Origin of the sequence: Holdemanella hominis, assembly GCF_014306155.1 — a bacterium.
Classification (GTDB): domain Bacteria; phylum Bacillota_I; class Bacilli_A; order Erysipelotrichales; family Erysipelotrichaceae; genus Holdemanella; species Holdemanella hominis.
This window is the reverse complement of sequence record NZ_JACRWH010000015.1, coordinates 11,919-34,422: the sequence shown is the minus strand read 5'-3', so window position 1 is coordinate 34,422 and position 22,504 is coordinate 11,919. Positions and strand designations below refer to the sequence as shown.

The window sequence follows — 22,504 nt, the reverse complement described above, 5'->3', positions numbered from 1 at the left end:
ATTCTCCTCCTTTTCGTATGTTTATTTCTTATTTTATTATACTTCAATTGTTAGCGGTTTCACATACACAAAAGAAAAGAGTTGTCATTCTTTGACAACTCGTACGGTTTCAATACCATAATATTTCATGACTTCAATAGAAGACTCACTAATCACTTCTCCTGGAATCACTGGAAGAATCGCAGGAGGACAAGATACAGTCACACTGGAGCATACTTGTCCTAATGATTTAGATACATCCAATGTTATGCTTGACGAAAATAAAGCTTGACGCACATTCATGGCTTTTTTAGATTGTTCTAATTTTGGTGGTTTATTTACTAAAATGGGCTTTCCTTCAATTCCACATAAACATGTCTCTAATCGTTTTAAATCATCCTTCGTATTATATGGAGATGGCATTAATACAATATAGTCTGAATCATAGAATTCAGGATAGATATCACATTCCATTAAAAGATTTGCGATTTCATTTCCAGTATAGCCAAACTCTTTTGTTGAAATCGTAATCTTCATGGGTTCACCAGATAAAATCGTGTATCCATGTTGAACCAACGTATTCTTTGATCCATCAACTCTTTGAATACATTCAAACAAAGAGTTTTTAAACGTAGTATCCAACACCTCATTTGCCGCATCTAAAGATGCCATAATCAAATAGGATGGACTTGTAGAAGAAAAGTATTCCATAAAATGTTTAACGTCATTTTTCCATACTTGATTCAAAGAATCACTTAAATGAAGATAAGCTCCCCCTGTAAGTACAGGCAGTGTTTTATGGGCCGAATCACAACATAGATCAGCACCCAAATCAATAGGGTATAAAGAATCTTTTAGAAAACGAAGATATGCACCATGCGCATTATCAATGGCGAGTAATACATTATGTTTTTTACATACACTAGCTAAAGACTTAATATCCAAAAGATTTCCTAAATAGTCTGGATTGGTCAGATATACAGCCGTTGGAAGACTTTCAATAATCGCCTTTTCTAAATCCTCTGCATGTATCTTACAAGATAAATAATCACTATTTCCATATAACCATTCAATCTCAAAATCTAATAGTGCAGCCGCATGAATAAAACTTCGATGCGCATTTCTTCCTGCAAGAATTTTAGGCTTCTTGCCTTTACTTTTGGCATCTTGGCATAATATCGTGCACATCGTTTGAATGCATAAAGTAGAACCTTGCGTTGAATAATAGGTTGGACAGCCAAATAAGTTTGAAGCATTTTGTTCACTTTCCTTAATGATTCCCTCTGCCGCAAACAATTCATCAGCTCCATAAATTTCTGTAAGATCCATTCCTTCAAAACCAAGAATGCCAGCGCCTTTATGGCCTGGCATATGCATTCTTACAGGTGATTTTTCTTGATATGATTTTAGAAAACTAACAATCGGCGTCTTCATGATTATTTTCTTTCATATCACGAATAATAGCTACGGCAAGGGCACACTCTAGTCGTTTACAGAATAGTTCACAACCCTCTTTATATACACCTTTGACAGATCCTGTCGCATGGTATGCATTGGCTGCACATCCTCCAGAACAATAAAGTCTTGCCCAGCAATCTGCACATTCTTTACGTGCATATACGTTACATGATGCAAATTCATCCTGAATCTTTTTGTTTGTGACACCCGTATAAATGTCTCCTAATTTAAAGGCTTCTTCTCCTACAAATTGGTGACAAGGATATAAATCTCCCCATGGTGTTACGGCCATATATTCAGTTCCTGAACCACATCCTGAAATACGTTTATAAATACATGGTCCACCTTTTAAATCAATCATATAGTGATAGAAAGTAAATGGATCTTTCTTCTCATCATATTCCAACATCAACTTCGCTAAATCTTCATATTGTTTCATAACAACTTCACGATCCGCTTCAGTTAGTGCAGAAGGATCATCTGACTTGGCAACAACAGGTTCCATACTTAATTCTCTAAATCCTAAATCTAACATTTGTTGCACATCTTTTAAGAAGTCTGGATTGGCATGAGTAAAAGTACCACGCATATAGTAATTTTTACCTTCACGAGCCTTTACTAACTTTTGGAATTTAGGAACGATTGTATCAAAACTTCCCTTACCAGAATAATCCACACGATAACGGTCATGAACTTCTTTACGTCCATCTAAGCTTAATACAACATTGCTCATTTCTTTGTTCGCAAATTCAATTACGTCATCATCAATCAACATACCATTTGTCGTTAATGTAAAACGGAAATTCTTTCCAGCATCTTTTTCAATACTACGAGCATACTCAACTAATTGTTTAACCACATCAAAGTTCATTAGTGGCTCTCCACCAAAGAAATCCACTTCTAAGTTTCTGCGTGTTCCTGAATTTTCCACCAAGAAATCAAGAGCTCGTTTTCCCGTTTCAAAACTCATTAATGCACGGTCCCCATGGTATTTTCCTTGGCTGGCAAAACAATACGAGCAATTCAAGTTACAAGTATGGGCAATATGAAGACATAAAGCTTTAATAACACCACTTGTCTTAGCCTTTAACTGTCCTGCCATCGGCTCATATGTATCTTCACTAAATAAACGACCTTGTTCTTTTAATTCTAAAATCTGGTCGTAACATTCTTCTAATTCAGATGTTTCAACACTAGGATATTTCTCCTTCATTTCTAAAACCAAGGTATTTTTATCTTTATCTAAAAATTCAGCAATCATATCATAAGCAATTTCATCTACCACATGAATGCTTCCTGAACAAATATCCAATACAATATTCTGATCAAACATCTTATACTGATGAATCATCTATATTTCCTCCTCAAAATTTAAAAAATGCTGCCTTAAAGGCGGCATTAAAAATGCCGAATCACTTCGGCATTTCTTAATTACTTACTTTCTTTATTATTTTCGCAAGCTTGGTTAGCGATTCCGCAGCTAGTTTTACAAGCTGATTGGCAAGAAGTTTGGCATTCTCCACATCCACCATTTTTTGCGCTTTCACACAAGTTACGAGTATCTACTGTATTAATATGTTTCATGATTATATACCCCCATATAAATTCCTCTTTATTTTAACACGCCAACAAAAGAATATCAAATTAAAAAGGCATTCCGAAGAATACCTTTATAAACTATTTAGAACTTTCTTCCTTAGTACGGAATACATAACGACTCGTTACTGTAGCACCTTCTGGAGCACCAGAGTAAGAAGCATATTCTTTGTTCATAGCTTTGATTTCATCCATTACACTTTGTAATGTTTCAAGTTCTCCAACACCTAAATCAACCTTTTCTTTTAATTGATCCAATCCTTCAGACTTAAATTGTTCGTTACCCTCATACAATTGTTTAGCACCATCATTCAATTGATCAACGGCATCACTTAATTTAGTTAATCCACTAGTTAATTCGCTCATCTTTGACTTAGATGCACTTAATTGTGCAGTTCCATCATTTAATGCTTTTGCACCATTTCTTAAAGAATCACTGTTATCAGATAATTGACTTGTTGCTTGAGTTATTCCTGTATAAGCCTGAGACATACCTGAATCTAAGCCATTTAAGCCTTCACCTAAATTATTTAATTTGTTTGCTAGAGTGGCTACACCATTAGCTAAAGCAGGTGAATTCTTTGCTAATTTTTCAACTCCTGCTTTTAAAGTATTCACCTTTTTTTCAAACTCTTCACTAGTTATGCCATTTTCATTTAATTGCTTCATTACGCCATTTAAAACTTCAATTGACTTTTTAGCTTCATCCAATTTTGTACTAAGATTCTCAATGTCAGTTTTAGAACTATTATAAACAGCATTTAATTCTTCTAAAGTTTCCTTTGAATCCGCAACAATTTTATCAATACCCGCCTGACATTGACTTAAATCTTTCAATGTAACACTTAATGAAGACGCATCTCCTAATGTCGCTTTCTGGCTTTCTAATGCATTAATTTGTTCTTCAATCTTAGCTTTAGCTCCAGTTGTATCATCTTCTGGAACAGCATTGGCAGCATTTTTTAACGCTTCAATTGAAGCATTTAATGCGTTGATTTCTTTTGTACGAATAGCAGCTAATTGATCATCAACACTCTTAATTTGTTCATTATCTGCAGTAATAATTGCAGATGCTCCATCTGTAACTTCTTTAAAACTTGTTTGTAGAGTTCCTAATTTATTAATATTTTCACTGGCTTTTGTAATTTGATTGCTTAAATCAACAAATGCACCTTCTTGATCTTGTAAATCATTCAATACTTGTCCTAATTTTCCAACCTGTTCATTCGTAGTCTTTAAAGCTTCAGTAAGATTTTTTACCATATCTGGTTTTAACATACTGTCATCGCCATTTACTTGTTCATTTAGATTCTGAATACCAGCATCCAAAGCTTGAGATCCTTGAACCAATTGATTTAATTGACTCTTTGATTCTTTGTTATTTAAAGATGTATTTAATGTTGTAGCACCCATTGATAATTTATATAAATTTTGTTTACTAACGACATTTAATTGATCCACACCAGCCGTATATTGATTTAAACCAGTGCTTAAAGTTGTTGTTCCATCATGTAATTGATCAAATGCATTTGTTAATGTTTCAATTTGAGGATATGCACTTGATAATGGAGCAATACCTTCTTTTAATTGAGTTGTTCCATCATACAATTGTTTAGAACCATCAATCAATTGATCATCCGCTTCAATTAATTGATCGATTCCATCTGTTAATTCAGATACAGAACCAATTTCACCTAATTCACTTGCCAAATCAATTTCATTTGTCATACCAACCATGATAGAACCTAAATCAAAATTATTGACATCCGCTTCTACTGTTACATCATCACTAATTCCTAATTGATTATTTACTTTGTCTAAACCAGCAGATCTTAATGTTTCATTCAAGCCTGGAATATTCGCAAATGCCAACATTTCATTTGTTCCATCATTTACGATCTTACCAGATTCACACTTCACATTTGTAAAGTTACCAGTACTCATATTCAACATACCACCAGCTAAATAACTAGGGTGAATCACAATGGATTTGCCATTAATATTTTTTACTTCTGAATAGTTATTTGTGAAAGAAATAGTTAATTTCAAATGACCAGACTTACCTTCCATATCTTTTGCAGACATTTCCTGACCATCTAATTCATAACGAAGCTTAACAGACACAGGAAGTTGTTTTGTTCCTGTTCCTTCATAATACACATCATTTCCTTTCGCATTCCATGTATATGTATTTCCATTTTTTGAAGGTTTTTCATTTGATTTAATGTTCTTAACATCTGTTAAGTTTAAAGTTTCTTTAATATTATTAATTCCATCCTCATCATGTAACCAGCTCGATACGATTGTATCACTGATTGAACCATCAGAGTTTAATACAGAATAAACAGTTTCTGTTTTTTCTGTAGGATTTTCATCATTATTTTGTGCAAATACAGTCACAGGCATCATACTTCCTGCCATAACTGCACTCAACACTACACTACCAACTACTTTTACTGTATGACTTAAATTCATATTTATTCTCCTTTCGCTTCCATGTTTGATTCTGGCCAATTCTTTGTCGTTTTTTCAATAAACTTATGGCAGAAAATCAACAATGAAGGTAATACTAATAAAATACTTACGACTGAAATTAAAGCACCACGTGCTAATAAAATAACTAATGATTTAATTAAATCCATCTTAGCTATAAAGCTTACACCGATACATGCGGCAAAGAATGAGAATCCACTTGTCATAATGGAAACACTCGATTTTTCCATCGCAATTAAAGCCGCTTCCTTAACCTTCTTACCATGCGATAACTCTTCTTTAAAACGCGTTGTCATTAGGATAGCGTAGTCAACGGTAGCACCCAATTGAATAGTTCCGATAACCATACTTGCGATAAATGGAAGTGTAGTTTTTGTAAAGAATGGAATACCCATATTGATTGTGATCGCAAATTCAATTGTTAGTACTAAAATGACTGGAAGTGCAAATGATTTAAATGTTAAGGCAACAATGATAAAAATCATGATTACAGATAATACGTTAACCATCGCAAAGTCTGTATTTGTTGTTGTGATCAAATCACGTGTCATACTTCCTTCTCCACCAATCATACCCTTCTTATCATATTTATGAATGATGGTATCCATTTTATCTAACTGTGTATTTAATTTATCGGTTGCAGCTTTATAATCACTGTTCACAACAATTAATTTCTTTCCGCCATTTTGGAAAATATCCTTTACTACACTTGGAGTAAAGTTGGATGCAAGTCCTGGACCCACAAATTCTTCATAAGCCAATACATTATGAATTCCTTTTAAATCTTTGATTTCAGAACACATATTCTGAATTTCGTTTGTCGTTAATTTGTCATCCACTAAAACGAAATGTGTTGTTGTCATATCAAATTTATCTTTTAACTGATTTGTACCAATGATACTCGCAAAATCACCTGGCATACCAGAAATCAAATCATAATAGATATTTGTATGTGACTGTCCATATCCAAATGGAATGAAAATCAACACGAAGGCAACAAGAATCTTTTTATAGTGATGAATCACAAAACGAGGTACTCTATGTAACTCATTCAAAATTGTTTTATGTTTGTACTTTTCAATCGTCTTATCAAAGAACATCAACAAGCTTGGCAAAATAAAGATGGTTGATAATACACCAAGAACAACACCTTTTGCCATGACAATACCAATATCTCTACCTAGTGTTAACTGCATTACACACAAGGCAACGAAACCTGCAATTGTTGTGATTGAACTTGAAGTAATTGAAGTAAACGTAGCTTTGATAGCCTTTGCCATAGCTTCTTCATTTGGAAGTTTTTGTTTTTCTTCTTGATATCTATGTAATAAGAAGATGGAGTAATCCAAAGTAACAGCTAACTGTAATACAACGGCCAAAGCCTTTGTGATATAACTAATTTCACCTAAGAATACGTTTGTACCAAAGTTATAAACGATTGGGAAAATCATTCCTAACATAAATACAACTGGAGCAATTGTACTCTCTAATCCTAAGAACAATACGACCATACATAATACAACCGCAATGCCTGCATAAATTGGCGTATCATGTTCTGTTTGATCTTTAGTATCTTCACTGATGGCTGACATACCACCTAAATAACAATCATCTTTTGTATATTTTTTTATTTTACTAATCGCATTCATTGTACGCATTGACGATGTTGGCTCTTTAAATGTAACAATCATCATTGTGCTGTCACCAGAATATAACATATCCTGAATACTTTCTGGAATTGCCTGTTTTGGAACAGAGATATCCAATACATCATCTCTCCAAATACATTTTTCAACTCCATCTATTTTATTGATCTCTTCCTTAATTTTTGAGGCCTCTTGATCCGTCTTGTTGTTGACAACCAAGAAGTCTACACTCGATAAGTTAAAATCATCTCCAAGAATCTTTTGTGTTTTCATAGATTCTGAAGTCGAAGGTAAATAAGATAATAAATCGTAATTAATATTTGTATTGAAATAACCAATTGCACTTGGAATCAAAAGAACAATGGCCACAGCCAAAATCATATTACGATATTTAACTATCCATTTTGACATCTTATCCATATCGAATCACCTTTTTTCTATCCTTTCCTGTACTACGTGAAGAGTATAGTACCAAACTGACCAGTAGTCAATATTTTTATTTTATTTTTTTCAAATCCCAAATATACAATTGTTTTAATATGTTCAATAGGTCATTTTTATTTGTGTTTTCTAAATTATTGTTTATAATAAGGATGGTGATACGCATGAAAAGTAAGATAATCGAAAACAAGAAAATAAAAGAAAACAACCTCTTACAGGCTGCCTTTAATCTATTCACAAAAGAAGACATCACAAATGTCTCTGTTAATGATATTGTAAAAAACGCGGGAGTCGCAAAAGGGACTTTCTATCTTTATTTCAAAGATAAATATCAAATACGCGATATTCTAATTCAAAAAGAAGCACATCGCCTATTTGAAGAGGCCCACAAACAATTAGAGAAAAATGATATTCGTAATTTTGAAGACTCTGTTATCTTCTTGATTAATCAAGTATTGATTCGACTAGAAAACAATCCATTGATTTTAAAATTCGTTGAAAGAAACCTATCTTGGGGCGTGTTCCATGCCCAATTAAATACGGCTATCGATAATGATAGTTTCAGCCTTATAAAAGAGTTTAATGAAATCGCAACCGTAAATGGATACGAATTCGAAAATTCAGAAGTCATACTCTATCTTATAGTTGAACTTACAGGAAGTACTTGCTACAACAGTATTCTTCATAGTCAACCACTTCCTATCGAAGAATATAAACCCATTCTTTTCGATTCCATTCGTGCTATCCTTTCCCAAGGAAAGAAAAAAAGCTAGGAAAGGCCTAGCGTACAATAATATAAATCATATAAATGACATATACGAGGATCATAAAGATCCCCTTTTTTCTTGTCATTGTATCTCCTTTTTTGGCAATACCATAAATCAAAAGAGATACACCAATCAAGACAAAAGTATCAATAATATTCTGTGAAGTAGCTGCAATTGGATGAATTGTACTTGAAGTACCCAAAATAAACAAAATATTCATAATGTTACTTCCAATCGCATTTCCTAAAGATAATCCACTCTCACCTTTTCTTGCCGCAACAACACTTGTTACTAACTCAGGCAATGAAGTTCCAATAGATACGACAGTTAAACCAATCAACGTATCACTCATACCAAGTATAGCTGCAATCTGTTTTGCACTATCTACAGTGATGTCTCCACCCCAAATAATACACGCAACACCGATCACGATATAAATCAAGCATTTGATTCCCGATAAAGTTTCAACTTCCTCATCCTCAACACGATTCTTTTTAGCACTACGAATCAAATTTAAAATAAACAATACCAAACCAACCAAGAAGATCATGCCTTCAAAGCGATTCAACATTCCATTTAACACAAAAATCGAAAGTAAAATACTAACTAAAATATTGATTTTTAAATCACGATTCAAAATATCCTTGTCCATTAAAAATGGAGCAATGACTGCACTTGTTCCAACCACAACCAAAGTATTGAAAATATTAGAACCCACAATATTTGAAATCGCAATTTCATTACTGCCCATTAAGCCAGCCGTAATACTCACACTCGCTTCTGGTAAGCTTGTTCCGAGCGCAACAATTGTCAAACCAATAATAACTGAAGGTACTTTTAACTTACGAGCCACACTTGCACTGCCATCCACAAACAAGTCTGCACCCTTCATTAAAAGGACCATACCTAATACTAATAAAAGAAATACCATTTTTTCAATCCTTTCAAAGTCACTTTATTATATCACAGACTGAAAAGAAAAGAAGAGATTTTTCATCTTGTCCTATCAATCGTCACAAACATTGAACAAAAGAATTAATCCATCTTTGCGACCATCTCTTTGCAGCTTGGCCTAAGCTTTCATCAATAGCTTTTTAATCGACTCTTCACTTACTGAGAAGATCGATGTGATACTTGAAACATTAAATCCTTTTTCCATTCCCCAATAAAGAAGTCGACAAAATAGGCATCGTTTTATCTTTTGATTTATTCATCTAATACGCAATCAATAGTGGCTTTTCTAGAAAACTGGCATTTGTTAAGATATTTTTACAATTAAATATAGAATTTATTGACCAAAATATGTATAATAAACCCATAAAGGGAGTAGCCTGCACATATATGTGTTTACAGCTTCGTCAATACGATGTTAAATCCGGACTGTGATGAAATGGCAAGACTTTGGTATATAAGACCAGAGTCTTTTTATTTTTATCTGGTCCAGGAGGAAAACATATGAATATAATTTTATTAGTATTAGGATTTATTCTACTACTAAAAGGAGCCGATTGGTTCGTTGATGGATCAAGCAGTATCGCATCACGCTTTGGCATACCCCAACTTGTCATTGGACTTACTATCGTTGCGATGGGAACCAGTCTTCCAGAAGCCTTTGTTTCCATTACAGCTGCATTAAAATCCAATGCAGCCATCACAATTGGAAATGTTGTTGGAAGTAATATTTTAAATGTAGGAATCATTCTTGGCATTACAGCACTCATTCGTCCATTACATATTCAAAATAGTACAATCAAATATGAAATGCCATTTATGATGCTTGTAACACTTGTATTGATATTATTAGGCATCAACACAACAATTTCTCGTTTAGATGGAATTATTATGTGGGTATTCTTTCTTGGTTACTTATACTACATCTTTAGAATGTCTAAGAATCAAATGGAAGAAACTGAAATCAAAAAAACAAACCCATTATTTATTCCACTCGGACTTGTATGTTTAATGATTGGAAGTAACTTTGCGGTAGATGCAGCCACAAACATTGCCATCTCATTAGGTGTCAGCCAAAGATTTATCGGACTAACCATTGTTGCCTTAGGAACATCCTTACCAGAACTTGTCACTTCTGTAACTGCTGCAAAAAAAGGCAATGCCGACATCGCGATTGGAAACATCATCGGATCTAATATCTTTAATATCCTATTTGTCGTAGGGGCTAGTGCACTTATTACTCCCGTACCTTTTGAACCTAACTTTATCATCGATTCCTTTGTCGCAATATTGATTGGTCTTGTCCTTTATATTTGCACTAAAAAAACAAGAGTACTCGACAAAAAAGCCGGCATACTCTTGTTAGTTACATATTTGATTTACTTTATTTATCTTCTTTACTAGTCTTCAACAAATCACAAATCTCTTCTAATAAGACAACAGTATCTTCTTTTTTAGGTTCTTCCTGATCAAGTTGATCATTTGTTGTCTTTTTAAAATGAGCCAAAAACTTCAACATTTTGACGTACTCTCATCATTAAAATGACGAGATTCTCTTTCTCTCATTGCGAGAAATGGAGCATCGCAAAGCTTTCAGCATGGTTCTAGGCCTTGCATATAGTCTTTGCATAGCTTTTGTTTTTTGAGCATTTCCAATCCATGTGGACCGTACTCTGTAAACTCATACTGCATCCAGCAGGGCTTACCCTTAGACCTAACTGGATGAGAGATTCTTTATACTAGAATCCAAAGCATGATTTCATTGTGTGTCCACATTTTTTCATATCTAGAATCAATGTGTCCTGCATTGCGACAAAGTGTGAAAAGTCAAGATGACAGGATTTAAAATCAGGTGCAGTCAATGTATCGTCAGTATGACAAATTAGAAAAGCAGAATATAAAAACGTTTCTCAGATCCACTTAATTCCAATACTTAACAATACGTTACAAGCAAGTACTGTAACCATTGTACCAATGCTTAAATCAATACCAAGTGCAGTCGCAAAGAATGTGATCATCAATGACATCAAAATCGAAACTGCATCCATATCGATAGTTGTCCCTAAAGGAAGAGTCAACGAAGTAATTTCTTCTGGAATGCCAATTTTTTCAGTTGCACACTTTAATGAAATGGGAATCGTAGCACTACTTGAACAAGTACCAAACGCATTCAATCCTACAGGTGCGATACCCTTAAAAATTTGAATTGGACTGTATTTTCCATAAAATTTGACCATACCACCATAAATAATAAACGCATATAAATAGAACGTAATATACAATGCCAATAATACTTGTCCTAATTGAAGCATTGTATCCACACCATTTGAATACATAACTGTAGCGATACATGCGAATACTCCAAATGGAGTCACATACATGATCTTACTAATAATAAAAGTAGAAATTTGATAAATGGAATCACGCAAATTAATAAATGGATCCGCCTTTTCCTGAACAGCCAAACATGCAAGTCCAATAATTACCGCAAAAGCTAATACTTAATGTATATTTCCTGATTCGAAAGCTTCCACTGGATTTGGCGGAATAATATTCTGTAAAGTATCCAACAATCCATTAAATGTCGCAGCCTCCACTTGTGTTTTTGTCGTAACAATATGCACATTCTTACCCAAATGCAACATACGAGGCAAAACCAAACCTAAACCTGAAACTAAAGCCGTTGTACCCGTATACCATAATAAGGTATATAAATCTACCTTACCTGTTTTGGCAATATCCCCAATTCTAATGATCCCCATAACTAAACTTGTGAATACAAGTGGGGAAATCATCATTTTTAATGCCGACATATAAATAGTGGAAACCACACTCAATGCCCATATTTGCCCATTCCGGCATAATAATTCCAATAATAACACCGGCAATCAACCCAATAAAAATACCAAGCGTTATATTATATCCGTTCTTTTTTATACTCATTCTACAATAATGTAAATATTTTACCATATCATTACATAATTATAAAAATTTACATACGCTCTAAAAAAGACACTGCCTAAAACAGTGTCATTTGATTTTCTTCATCCAATCCCTCTAAAGCATTCATATCCGCTAACTTTTCAACTAATGTTTTTGAAAGCTGTGTACGCTTCAGTACATCTTCCTTAGATAGGAATGGTTTTTCTTCTCTTGCCTTTACAACAGACAAACCTACGTTTGAACCCAAACCATCAATACTTGTGAAAGGCGGAATAATCGCTTTTGGATCGTCTGGATCCACAATAAATTCAGTAGCCGCACTACGATTAATGCTAATGTTTGAGAATCTAAATCCACGCAAAACCATCTCTAAAGCAAGTTCTAACGTATCATAAATAGCTAACTCTTTATCACTTGGCTTTTGTGTTTTATCCTCTTTCATATGTTTGATATCCGCCATTCTTTGGCGAATTGCAGCTTCACCCTGAATCATGGTCTGCACATCATAAGCATCACAACGTATACTAAAATACATACAATAATAATGTACTGGCATATGTACCTTAAACCACGCAATACGCACAGCCATCATAACATAGGCAACCGCATGGGCTTTAGGGAACATGTACTTAATTTTTGTACAAGAATCAATAAACCATTCTGGTACATTGTTCGCCTTCATTTCGGTAACCCACTCATCTTTTAAACCTTTACCCTTACGAACACTTTCCATGATCGTAAATGATAATTTTGGTTTAACACCATACCCCATCAAATCAACCATGATATCGTCACGACAACCAATAACTTCATTCAACTTACAAATACCATTATCAATTAGATCTTTGGCGTTTCCCAACCAAACATCGGTACCATGAGACAAACCAGAAATTGTGACTAATTCCGCAAACGTTGTCGGCTTTGTAAGTTCAAGAATACCACGAACAAATGGTGTACCAAACTCAGGAATACCCGCGGCTCCTGTAACTTCATTATATTTTGTCGTATCGATTTTTAGTGATTCAGTTGTCGAGAATATAGCCATAGTTTCCTGATCATTCATAGGAATCTGACGAACATTCACCCCCGTTATTCTCTCCAACATTTTCATAGCCGTAGGATCGACATGACCTAAAATATCAAATTTTAAGATATTATCATGAATCTGATGGAAATCGAAGTGCGTTGTTTTCCAAGTCGCATTTGGATTGTTTGCAGGATATTGAACAGGCGTAAAATCATGCACATCCATATCCAATGGCACAACGACAATACCACCCGGATGCTGACCCGTTGTTCTTTTTACACCTTCACAACCCTTAGCCAAATCTACACGCTTTGCCTCATTAAAAGGCTCACACTCCATCTCTTCTTCATATCCTTTAACATAACCATACGCCGTCTTCTCCTGAACCGTACCTACAGTACCTGCTCTAAAGACGTGATCATCTCCAAATACTTCTTTTGTATAGGCATGGGCATTCGGTTGATATTCACCGGAAAAGTTCAAATCGATATCGGGAACTTTATCCCCTTCAAAACCTAAGAATGTTTCAAACGGAATATCCTGACCATCTCCACGCATGATTTCACCACAAACCGGACACAGCTTATCCGGCAAATCAAAACCAGACTTAGCTTCATCCCCATCTAAAAACTCATAGTGCTGACAATTTTTACATACATAGTGAGGTGTTAATGGGTTTACCTCAGTAATATTGGACATTGTCGCAACAAAACTAGATCCTACAGATCCACGCGAACCTACAAGATATCCATCATCATTACTCTTCTTAACTAGTAAGTGTGAAATATAATATACTACATAGTAACCATGACCAATAATACTATCTAACTCACGAGTTAAACGTTTCTCTACAATGTCTGGCAAATCATTTCCATACCATTGGTGAGCTGTTTCAAAACAAATATCACGCAACTTTTGGTCAGACCCCTCAATGTCAGGTGGATACAACCTATCTTTGATTGGAAAGATAGGCTCTGTTAATAACTTCAATTTATTTGTGTTTTCCACAACAACCTCATAAGCTACATCTTCACCCATCCATTCAAATGCCTTCAACATCTCATCCGTCGTCAACAAATGCTGATTTGGATTGCTCGTAGCTTTACGCGCTTGTTTATTATAAATATATAGAGGATGTCTAGCATTACCAATTGCCTTGGCATTAATATATACATCACGAAGACGTTTCTCATTAGGATTCACATAGTGTGCATCACTTGAAGCAATCACCATCTTACCCGCTTCTTTTGCGGTATCATAGATAAACTGCAAATACCACTTCAAATCATCCACATCTGTAATGCTTCCACGATCCAATAAATTCTTATAACACTCTAATGGCTGTAACTCAATGTAGTCATAATAGCCCATAGCTTCCAATAATTCTTTTTTACTTCGCGTATGCGCCAATTCAAAAATTTCACCATTCTGACAAGAAGAACCAATTAATAAGTTGCCGTTATCCCACTTCTTTGAGATTTCCTCCTTAATAATACGAGGCTGACCATTTTCTTTACCCATACTCACCAAATATTGTGTATGTGATAAAGTAATCAATTCAAACAATTCTTTTAAACCATCCTTATTCTTTGCAAATACCGTCATATGATATGGACGATTTCTCTCATATGGTTTTTTCGAAGCGTATTTCTCACATCCACTTTCCATATCAACTAATGTATCTAAAGTAGCTTCATGTCCTAATTGATTCATCATATTATACATGACTTGTGAAAGTACATCCGCATCATAGTCGGCACGGTGCGCACCTTCACCATCATAACTCACACGATAATGACGACATACACTTCCTAGATTAAATCGCTTTTGATCATCCGGAAGCATCGCATACGATAGTGGCAATGTATCAATCACAGGATTTGTCAGTTCATCACGACCTGTTTTTCTGCAGGCTGCATTCATAAAGCCAACGTCAAATGTCGCATTATGTGCAACTAAAATAGAATCTCCAATAAATTCTAACAACTCATCTAAAGCATCTTCAATAGGTTTTGCACGATCTACATCATTTTGTGTAATATGCGTTAAATTTGAAATGTGGGCAGGAATTGTACGCTTTGGATTAATGAACATCTGTAAACGTCCAACCTCTTCACGATTTTTGATCTTAACCCCACCAAATTCAATAATTTCATCACGCGTATTTGAAAGACCCGTTGTTTCTAAGTCAAACACGACAAATGTTGCATCTTCAAGTTTGCGATGATCATTATTATATACAATATGATATTTAGAATCTGCCACAAGCATTTCACAACCATACAACATTTTAAATTCACGATTCGGATCTTGTTTGACCAAAGCCTCAATCTTATGTTGTGCCATTGGAAAAGCCTGTACGACCTGGTGATCACACACACCGATAGAATCCATACCCCAGTCATAGGCAGTCTGAATAAATTCTTCGATTGCACAAACACCATCCATTTCTGAAAAATTAGAGTGAACATGCCATTCCGTTCTTTTTACTTTCGCATGATCTTCTCTTTTCTTTTCCTTTGAGATTTCTAATTTACGAACCATAAAAGAGTCGCACTTTGAGAATGAATCATAAACAACTTCACCCGTTAACACAACATGCATGCCTTTTTTTACCGCTTGAATCTCTTCAATAGGACATCTTGCCCCTTCAAAACGTTTGGCAACAATCGCATCATCATAATCACTGATATACAACATCTGCAAAGTTTTACCACTCTTCATAACACGATTATCAATATCGAAAATATGTCCTTCAATTTGAACATTTGAATAGCCCACTCGTAAATCTGCAATCTTATATGTTGTAGCTGATTCCTTCTTATAGCTGTTTGAAGAAGGATACTGCTTCTTAACTGGCTCTTGTTTAATAACTGGTGCACTCACTTGAACCTTTGCCGTTTCAATCTCTATATCATCTTCAACTTTTTTACACACAATTTCCTGCGTAATCCCTACATCCTCTAACTTTTCCATTAATGAAGGTAAAGCCAAATTTAAAGCAGCAAGACGAGACTCATCGCGCGTAGAAAAACAGATTGTATCATTTTCCAAATAAGGATGTAGAAAGCGAAAATCCTTCACATCACTATATTTTTCCACAAAATAATTTACATAACGATCCAGTTCATCCATTTCAATAACGCTATTCTTTGTGTGCATATGCAACTTTACATGAGTATGCAAAGAAAGCTGAAGCTTAGTAATGATCTGTTCATAAATTTCCAAAGGAATTACATTCTCAAATTCAATGTAAAAATCAACCATTTTATGCGCTGTATGAAATACAGGATTCTCATAAAAAGTCGCATTTTTAAAATACGCATATAATTCCGGATCTAGTAATTTCTCAAATACTTCCATTTTATTTTGCCATCTTTTCAAAAGCATCCTTAGCTGCTTTTTGTTCCGCCTTTTTCTTTGTGCTGCTCGTTCCCTGACCTAATAAAATATCATCTAAATACACACCCATTGTGAAGGTTGGTGCATTACTTGGACCTTTTTCTTCTAACAATTTATATTGAATTGTCTTTCTAGAATCTGCCTGAATCACCTCTTGTAAATGTGTTTTATAGTCTGTAACAGCCTCACTCTTTTCTTGTTTAAATACTGGCTTCATATATTTTGTCAAAATCTCGTCACAAACGGCATATCCCTGATCAATATAAATAGCTCCGATGCAAGCTTCAAATTGATCGGCCAAAATACTTTCTCTATGGCGTCCACCCGTTTTTTCTTCACCAACACCTAGACGCAAGAATTCATACCATCCTAATTGTCTATTCAATACGGCTAATGTAGATTCACACACTGTCTGTGCACGAAGTGTTGTCATTTGTCCTTCACGCATTTTGGGTTCCATCAAAAATAATTGTGTAGCACTCCAAATTTGTAAAACAGAATCTCCCATAAATTCTAAGCGCTCATTGTCTCCCATTTCACGATGATGTTCATTGGCATACGAAGAGTGTGTACAAGCTTCTAGATAAATATCTTCATCTTTATATTGATATCCATTTGCCTTTAACCAATCAATAAACTTTTCCATTTTATTCTTCTCCTTTTTTTAGATCTTCTAATACACAAGCAGGAACAAATCCCGAAATGTCCTGACCATATTTAAATAGTTCTCTTACGTTTGAACTTGAGTACAAACTATATTCAGGACGAGTAAATAAACATACTGTCTCAATGTCCTCATTCAATCTTGCGTTCATAAACGCCATGTTTTGCTCGTATGTACAATCCACACCATTACGAATTCCACGTACCAGCACAGTCGCATTCACACTTTTGCATGCCTCGACAACTAATCCCGACTGAATCTTGCATGTTACGTTTGACAAGTGCTTCGTTGATTCATTCAACCATTTTAATCTTTTTTCCTCTGTAAACTCATTATTTTTATCTGAGTTTGGCGAAATAAAGACCACTAACTGATCAAACAACTTACTTGCTCTTTCAATAATATCTAAATGACCATAAGTAACTGGGTCAAATGTTCCGCAAAATGCTGCTATTTTCATTCTTAATTCTCCTCTTTTTGATAATAAGAAATACGCGTAATACCATATGTCTTCTCTTTATATTTTATGAATGAAGCTATTTTTTCTGGCCACACCTCTTCTTGCAGGCTTTCCACTACAATAACTCCATCTAATTTTACAATATCCAAATCCTCTAATTTTTGAATCAACTTTTCATTTTCCTGTTTCGCATACGGAGGATCAATATAAACTACATCATACTTTAAAGTCAAACGTTCCAATACACTAAAAATATTTCCACAAATAATTTTGGTCTCTTTTTCTGCCTTTAAACTCTTTACATTCTCCTTAATGACAGAAATGGCCCCTTTATTATTGTCCACCAAAGTCGCATGATCCATTCCGCGACTCACAGCTTCTAAGCCCATATTTCCAGTTCCACTGTAACAATCTAAAAAGTTACCACCATCAAACATGTTCCCCAAACTTGAGAAGATGGCCCCTTTAATTTTATCTTGTGTTGGTCTAGTCGCATCATTTTTAGGACTTTTTAATGATCTAGACCCATATTTTCCCGCTACAATTCTCATGATAATCGATCCATCTCCCTTCTTCGGATTGCACAAATGCAGTTTTGTGCCAATCCCATTGTCAACATAATTGAAATCAAGCTTGTACCTCCACTACTTATAAATAGTAGGGGTACTCCGGTAAAAGGAATCAGGCTAGCCACACCACCAGCATTCAAAAAGAAGTGCATAAATAGATAAACGCCTGCGCCACCCAATATTATTTTGTACATATCCTCACTTGTTTTAAAGGCATAATAAAATAAGCGAAATTCAATAATTCCATACAGAATAACCAATCCAAACAAACCAAAGATACCTGTTTCTTCAATCAATACAGCTAAAATATAGTCATTGTCAGCCTGTGTTAAATAACCATATTTACGTGCCGAGTTTCCAATGCCTTTTCCAACAATATTCGAGCTTGCGATTCCATACAAAGAATTGGCTGGTTGATATCCATCCCCATAAACATCGTTATATGGATTTTTGAAGTTTTCAACACGCACCGCAATATGTGCAAAGGGCGTATGTTTTAAGATTTCATTTCCTATATTTGTAAATCCAAACAAAACAACGCCAGAAATAATTCCTCCATAAATAAGTACTTTTAATACGCGTTGTGTATGTTGTAAAACAGGATATTTTGGAATCATGATACAAGATATAAAGATAAATCCAATGATAACAGCGGTTCCTGTATCTTTTTGAAAAAGCACAATGATACATATACAAATAAATGCGGCCCACGCCCTTTTAAAGAGTCTACCCTTTTCCTTTAACATAATTGATTTCTTTTTTGCGCGATACAAGCATGTCGCACAAATAATCAGCAATAATGGTTTTGCGAATTCACTTGGCTGCAAAGATATACCGGCAACCTGAATCCAGGCATGGCTTCCTCCAATTTCTGGAAACGCAAATGGAAGTACCATTATGAACAAACAAAGTGGAACAATAAACCATTCTGCTTTTGAATACCATCGAAAGCGAAACAAACGATTCATAAACCACATGGCAATATATCCACATACGCAAAATACACTTTGTTTAACAATTACTTTTGGGACAATGTTAGGAGCATATGTCGTTTTTCCTACATTGGTTGATACAATCGTAAATGTTCCAATCAACAAAAGAAGCGACACCGCCCAATTAATATACTTATCACACTTTGGATCCAATGCGAAAAATGATAATTTTCCCTTCTTTTTTTGTTCGGACATGTAAATCCCCCCATCATAAATTCTATTTTAGCATATTTTCAAAAATCATTTGTCAATAATTCGAAAATGCTATAGAATGTTTGCGAGGATGATTACTATGAAAATAACAAGCAAAGATATTATATTGGATACAGACGAAAGAATTCGTATGCAAAGTGAACCTGTTCAATTGCCTTTATCAAATGAGGACAGAGAACTCGGGAGTTTAACACTTGCTCATAGCCAAAATAGCCAAATGTCGTTTATGTACGGCTTTTTTTTCGTCAAATTTTTATTTTTTACTGTTGTATGTGTTGTAATTGTGGTATAATAGTTGTAAAGGATGGCTGCTTCTATGAAACTGTATTATGATAAACGACTTAAAGATCCTACTTACTATATTCAGCAGGGATTTAGAAATGGTAAAAAAACGACAACCAAAAACATCAAAAGATTAGGTAAACATTCTGAGCTTCTTCTTATAACGGATAATCCCTTGGAATACGCTAAAAACGAAGTAAAAAAAATGAATGAGGAATATCGTTCTGGCAGATCTGAATTCATTGTTACTATGGACTTTAATGAAAGAATCCCTTCTACAGATTCTCCTTGTTCGAATTCTACTAGTTTGAACATTGGATATCTGTATCTTAAGGATATCTATGCCAAATTGAATCCGTCTGATTTTTTTAAATCAGTTTCTTCTGACCGAAAGATCACCTACGACTGTAATAAAATCTGTCAGTTTCTTACCTATGCAAGGATTCTGGATCCTGCCAGTAAATATGGAACATACGATAAACTTGATACATACTATGAGAAACCTCAGGTTGAATACCAACATATGATTCGTTTCCTGGATATTCTAGACAGAAACAGTGACCAATATTTAAAACATCTTTTTGACAATTCCGAAAACATCGTTAAACGAGATACTTCAGTTATGTACTATGACTGTACAAACTATTTCTTTGAAACAGAAAAACCTGATGAGGAGATTGTTGACGAAGTTACTGGAGAAATTATCCTTGGACTTCGTCAGTTCGGAATCAGTAAGGAAAACAAGACATCTCCTATTGTTGAAATGGGGCTTATCATGGACAGACGTGGAATCCCTATTTCTATGTGTATTCATCCAGGAAACACAAATGAACAGCTTACTGCCGTTCCACTTGAAAAAGAAGTTATAAAAATGACCGGAAACAAAAAGTTCATATATTGTGCGGATGCAGGACTTGGATCCTACAATATCCGTAAATTCAATGATATGGGTGGTAGAGCCTATATCGTTACACAGTCAGTAAAAAAACTTGGACAAGAGATCAAAGATATCGTATTCAACGATTCAAACTACCGTCTATTGTCAAATGACGATGCGATCACATTGAAAGAAATGCGAACATTTAATAAAAAAGACGCAAACAATCTAAGTCTATACAATGATTTTGCCTATAAAGTGATTCCAGCCAACACAGCCATGGATACAGGACTTTATGAAGAAAAAGTATACAAGAACGGTCGAACAAAAAAAGTAAAAGCCAAAGGAACATTACATCAATATATCATTGTCACTTTCTCTAGAAAGATGATGGAATACCAAAGGACTATCCGCGAAAGACAGCTTGAACGTGCTAAAAAGTTATTAAGACTTAAAGATCCTGAAAAGATAAAAAAAGGACCCAACGATATACGTCGATTCCTTAAGAACACATCATCTGATACAGCTAATTATGTATTGGATATGGATAAAATCCATGAAGAAGAAAAATACGATGGATTCTATGCCGTCGCAACAAACCTTGACGATTCAGCCAAAGACATCCTAGCAGTAGCTCAAAATAGATACAAAATCGAAGACTGTTTTAGAATCATGAAGACTAATTTCGATGCAAGACCAGTATTCTTGAGAAAGCCAGAAAGAATACGTGCACATTTCTTGATCTGCTACACTGCACTACTTATATACAGGCTTATGGAGTGCAAGTTGGATGACAACTTAACTCATGTAACAACATCAAACCTAATAAAAACATTACGAAATATGAATGTAGTAAATATGGATGACATGTACTACAAATCCATCTATAGTGGAAGTCAGGCATTAGATGCATTAGAAAGATGTTTCGAGCTACAACTAAACAGAAAGTACTATAGACCAAGTGATTTAAACAAAATAGTAAAAAAATTTTCAAAATAGAAATCACATACAACATTTCAAAAAAACGAAAGTGCTAGATTAAACCTTGAATAAAGGCTTTCTAGCACTTTTTACTTTTTCAACTGTCAAACTCGGGAGCATATTTTCAAAAATCATTTGTCAATAATTCGAAAATGCTATAGAATGTTTGCGAGGATGATTACTATGAAAATAACAAGCAAAGATATTATATTGGATACAGACGAAAGAATTCGTATGCAAAGTGAACCTGTTCAATTGCCTTTATCAAATGAGGACAGAGAACTTTTACAGGCCATGTTAGATTATGTGCGTAATTCACAAGATGATGAAATTGCCGAAGCCGAAGGTTTACAGCCGGCCGTTGGTATTGCAGCTGTACAAGTTGGTGTTTTAAAACAAATGATTGCGGTTGTGATTCCTTATGAAGATGGTGTAGATGAAGTTGCACTAGTCAATCCTAAAATCATTTCCGAATCCGTACAAAACGCATATTTAGATAATGGAGAAGGTTGTTTATCCGTAAAAGGCGAACATCCAGGACATGTTTTCCGTCATGCAAGAATTAAAGTTCGTGGTTATGATTTGATTCAAGATAAAAATGTAACAATTTCAGCGGAAGGATATTTCGCAATTTGCCTTCAACACGAAATCGATCACTTATCAGGTACTCTTTTCTACGATCATATTGATGCCAATAATCCATGGAAAAGTGATGATGAGGCAGAAGTCATTTAAGCTTCTGCTTTTTTAAATCGCGTAGCTT

General features: G+C 34.7%; 18 protein-coding genes and 1 pseudogene. 5 read left to right on the top strand and 14 right to left on the bottom strand.

Going from position 1 to position 22,504, the window contains the following annotated elements:
- Nucleotides 1–84: 84 nt before the first annotated feature.
- The 5 genes from H8911_RS05420 to H8911_RS05400 all read right to left on the bottom strand — a co-directional run bounded on the left by H8911_RS05420 (nucleotide 85) and on the right by H8911_RS05400 (nucleotide 7,592).
- The gene (locus H8911_RS05420) at nucleotides 85–1,413 is read right to left on the bottom strand and encodes an aminotransferase class V-fold PLP-dependent enzyme (protein WP_186998930.1); all 1,329 of its coding nucleotides are present in this window, start codon (nucleotides 1,411–1,413) and stop codon (nucleotides 85–87) included.
- Nucleotides 1,394–2,788, bottom strand: a complete 1,395-nt coding sequence (gene scfB, locus H8911_RS05415; protein ID WP_186998929.1) for a thioether cross-link-forming SCIFF peptide maturase — start codon at nucleotides 2,786–2,788, stop codon at nucleotides 1,394–1,396. Before scfB ends, H8911_RS05420 begins: the two co-directional genes overlap by 20 nt.
- Nucleotides 2,789–2,868: 80 nt before the next feature.
- Nucleotides 2,869–3,021: a six-cysteine ranthipeptide SCIFF gene (gene scfA, locus H8911_RS05410; protein ID WP_003865538.1), complete on the bottom strand. Its 153-nt coding sequence runs from the start codon at nucleotides 3,019–3,021 to the stop codon at nucleotides 2,869–2,871.
- 93 nt (nucleotides 3,022–3,114) lie between these two features.
- Nucleotides 3,115–5,508 carry a YhgE/Pip domain-containing protein gene (locus H8911_RS05405; RefSeq protein WP_186998928.1) on the bottom strand — a complete coding sequence of 798 codons (2,394 nt, stop codon included), beginning with the start codon at nucleotides 5,506–5,508 and terminating at the stop codon, nucleotides 3,115–3,117.
- 2 nt (nucleotides 5,509–5,510) lie between these two features.
- Entirely contained in the window at nucleotides 5,511–7,592 is a 2,082-nt protein-coding gene (locus tag H8911_RS05400; RefSeq protein ID WP_186998927.1) for an efflux RND transporter permease subunit, read from the bottom strand.
- Between the two features lie 185 nt (nucleotides 7,593–7,777).
- On the opposite strand from H8911_RS05400, the gene H8911_RS05395 reads away from it, so the two are divergent.
- Nucleotides 7,778–8,386, top strand: a complete 609-nt coding sequence (locus tag H8911_RS05395; protein WP_199593122.1) for a TetR/AcrR family transcriptional regulator — start codon at nucleotides 7,778–7,780, stop codon at nucleotides 8,384–8,386.
- A 7-nt stretch (nucleotides 8,387–8,393) separates the two neighbouring features.
- On the opposite strand, the gene H8911_RS05390 is transcribed toward H8911_RS05395, so the two are convergent.
- On the bottom strand, nucleotides 8,394–9,311 hold the full coding sequence (locus H8911_RS05390; RefSeq protein WP_186998926.1) for a calcium/sodium antiporter: 918 nt from the start codon (nucleotides 9,309–9,311) through the stop codon (nucleotides 8,394–8,396).
- 524 nt (nucleotides 9,312–9,835) lie between these two features.
- Between H8911_RS05390 and H8911_RS05385 the strand changes: the two genes are divergently transcribed.
- On the top strand, nucleotides 9,836–10,735 hold the full coding sequence (locus H8911_RS05385) for a calcium/sodium antiporter (protein WP_186998925.1): 900 nt from the start codon (nucleotides 9,836–9,838) through the stop codon (nucleotides 10,733–10,735).
- On the opposite strand, the gene H8911_RS12690 is transcribed toward H8911_RS05385, so the two are convergent.
- The 8 genes and pseudogenes from H8911_RS12690 to H8911_RS05355 all read right to left on the bottom strand — a co-directional run bounded on the left by H8911_RS12690 (nucleotide 10,716) and on the right by H8911_RS05355 (nucleotide 19,583).
- A complete protein-coding gene (locus tag H8911_RS12690; protein ID WP_255466298.1) occupies nucleotides 10,716–10,850 on the bottom strand; it encodes a hypothetical protein in 135 nt (44 codons plus the stop codon). The two genes, H8911_RS05385 and H8911_RS12690, sit on opposite strands and share 20 nt — an antisense overlap.
- A gap of 391 nt (nucleotides 10,851–11,241) precedes the next feature.
- Nucleotides 11,242–12,126: pseudogene (locus H8911_RS12685) on the bottom strand (dicarboxylate/amino acid:cation symporter).
- Complete coding sequence (locus H8911_RS12435; protein WP_222620961.1) at nucleotides 12,080–12,274, bottom strand: hypothetical protein; 195 nt, start codon at nucleotides 12,272–12,274, stop codon at nucleotides 12,080–12,082. The pseudogene H8911_RS12685 and the gene H8911_RS12435 overlap by 47 nt, the downstream one beginning before the upstream one ends.
- Nucleotides 12,275–12,350: 76 nt before the next feature.
- Nucleotides 12,351–16,664, bottom strand: a complete 4,314-nt coding sequence (locus H8911_RS05375) for a PolC-type DNA polymerase III (RefSeq protein ID WP_255466297.1) — start codon at nucleotides 16,662–16,664, stop codon at nucleotides 12,351–12,353.
- A gap of 1 nt (nucleotide 16,665) precedes the next feature.
- A complete protein-coding gene (rnc, locus tag H8911_RS05370) occupies nucleotides 16,666–17,349 on the bottom strand; it encodes a ribonuclease III (RefSeq protein ID WP_117924560.1) in 684 nt (227 codons plus the stop codon).
- A 1-nt stretch (nucleotide 17,350) separates the two neighbouring features.
- Nucleotides 17,351–17,827, bottom strand: coding sequence for a pantetheine-phosphate adenylyltransferase (gene coaD / locus H8911_RS05365; RefSeq protein WP_118114671.1), 477 nt, complete (start codon nucleotides 17,825–17,827; stop codon nucleotides 17,351–17,353).
- A 2-nt stretch (nucleotides 17,828–17,829) separates the two neighbouring features.
- Nucleotides 17,830–18,378 carry a 16S rRNA (guanine(966)-N(2))-methyltransferase RsmD gene (rsmD, locus tag H8911_RS05360; protein WP_186998923.1) on the bottom strand — a complete coding sequence of 183 codons (549 nt, stop codon included), beginning with the start codon at nucleotides 18,376–18,378 and terminating at the stop codon, nucleotides 17,830–17,832.
- The gene (locus H8911_RS05355; RefSeq protein WP_117924566.1) at nucleotides 18,375–19,583 is read right to left on the bottom strand and encodes an FtsW/RodA/SpoVE family cell cycle protein; all 1,209 of its coding nucleotides are present in this window, start codon (nucleotides 19,581–19,583) and stop codon (nucleotides 18,375–18,377) included. The genes rsmD and H8911_RS05355 overlap by 4 nt, the downstream gene beginning before the upstream one ends.
- Before the next feature lie 97 nt (nucleotides 19,584–19,680).
- On the opposite strand from H8911_RS05355, the gene H8911_RS05350 reads away from it, so the two are divergent.
- From H8911_RS05350 to def, 3 genes are all read left to right on the top strand, one after another.
- A complete protein-coding gene (locus H8911_RS05350) occupies nucleotides 19,681–19,893 on the top strand; it encodes a hypothetical protein (RefSeq protein ID WP_186998922.1) in 213 nt (70 codons plus the stop codon).
- 24 nt (nucleotides 19,894–19,917) lie between these two features.
- Nucleotides 19,918–21,759: an IS1634 family transposase gene (locus H8911_RS05345; RefSeq protein ID WP_186998921.1), complete on the top strand. Its 1,842-nt coding sequence runs from the start codon at nucleotides 19,918–19,920 to the stop codon at nucleotides 21,757–21,759.
- Between the two features lie 165 nt (nucleotides 21,760–21,924).
- On the top strand, nucleotides 21,925–22,476 hold the full coding sequence (def, locus tag H8911_RS05340; RefSeq protein ID WP_117571533.1) for a peptide deformylase: 552 nt from the start codon (nucleotides 21,925–21,927) through the stop codon (nucleotides 22,474–22,476).
- The last annotated feature ends 28 nt before the right edge of the window (nucleotides 22,477–22,504 follow it).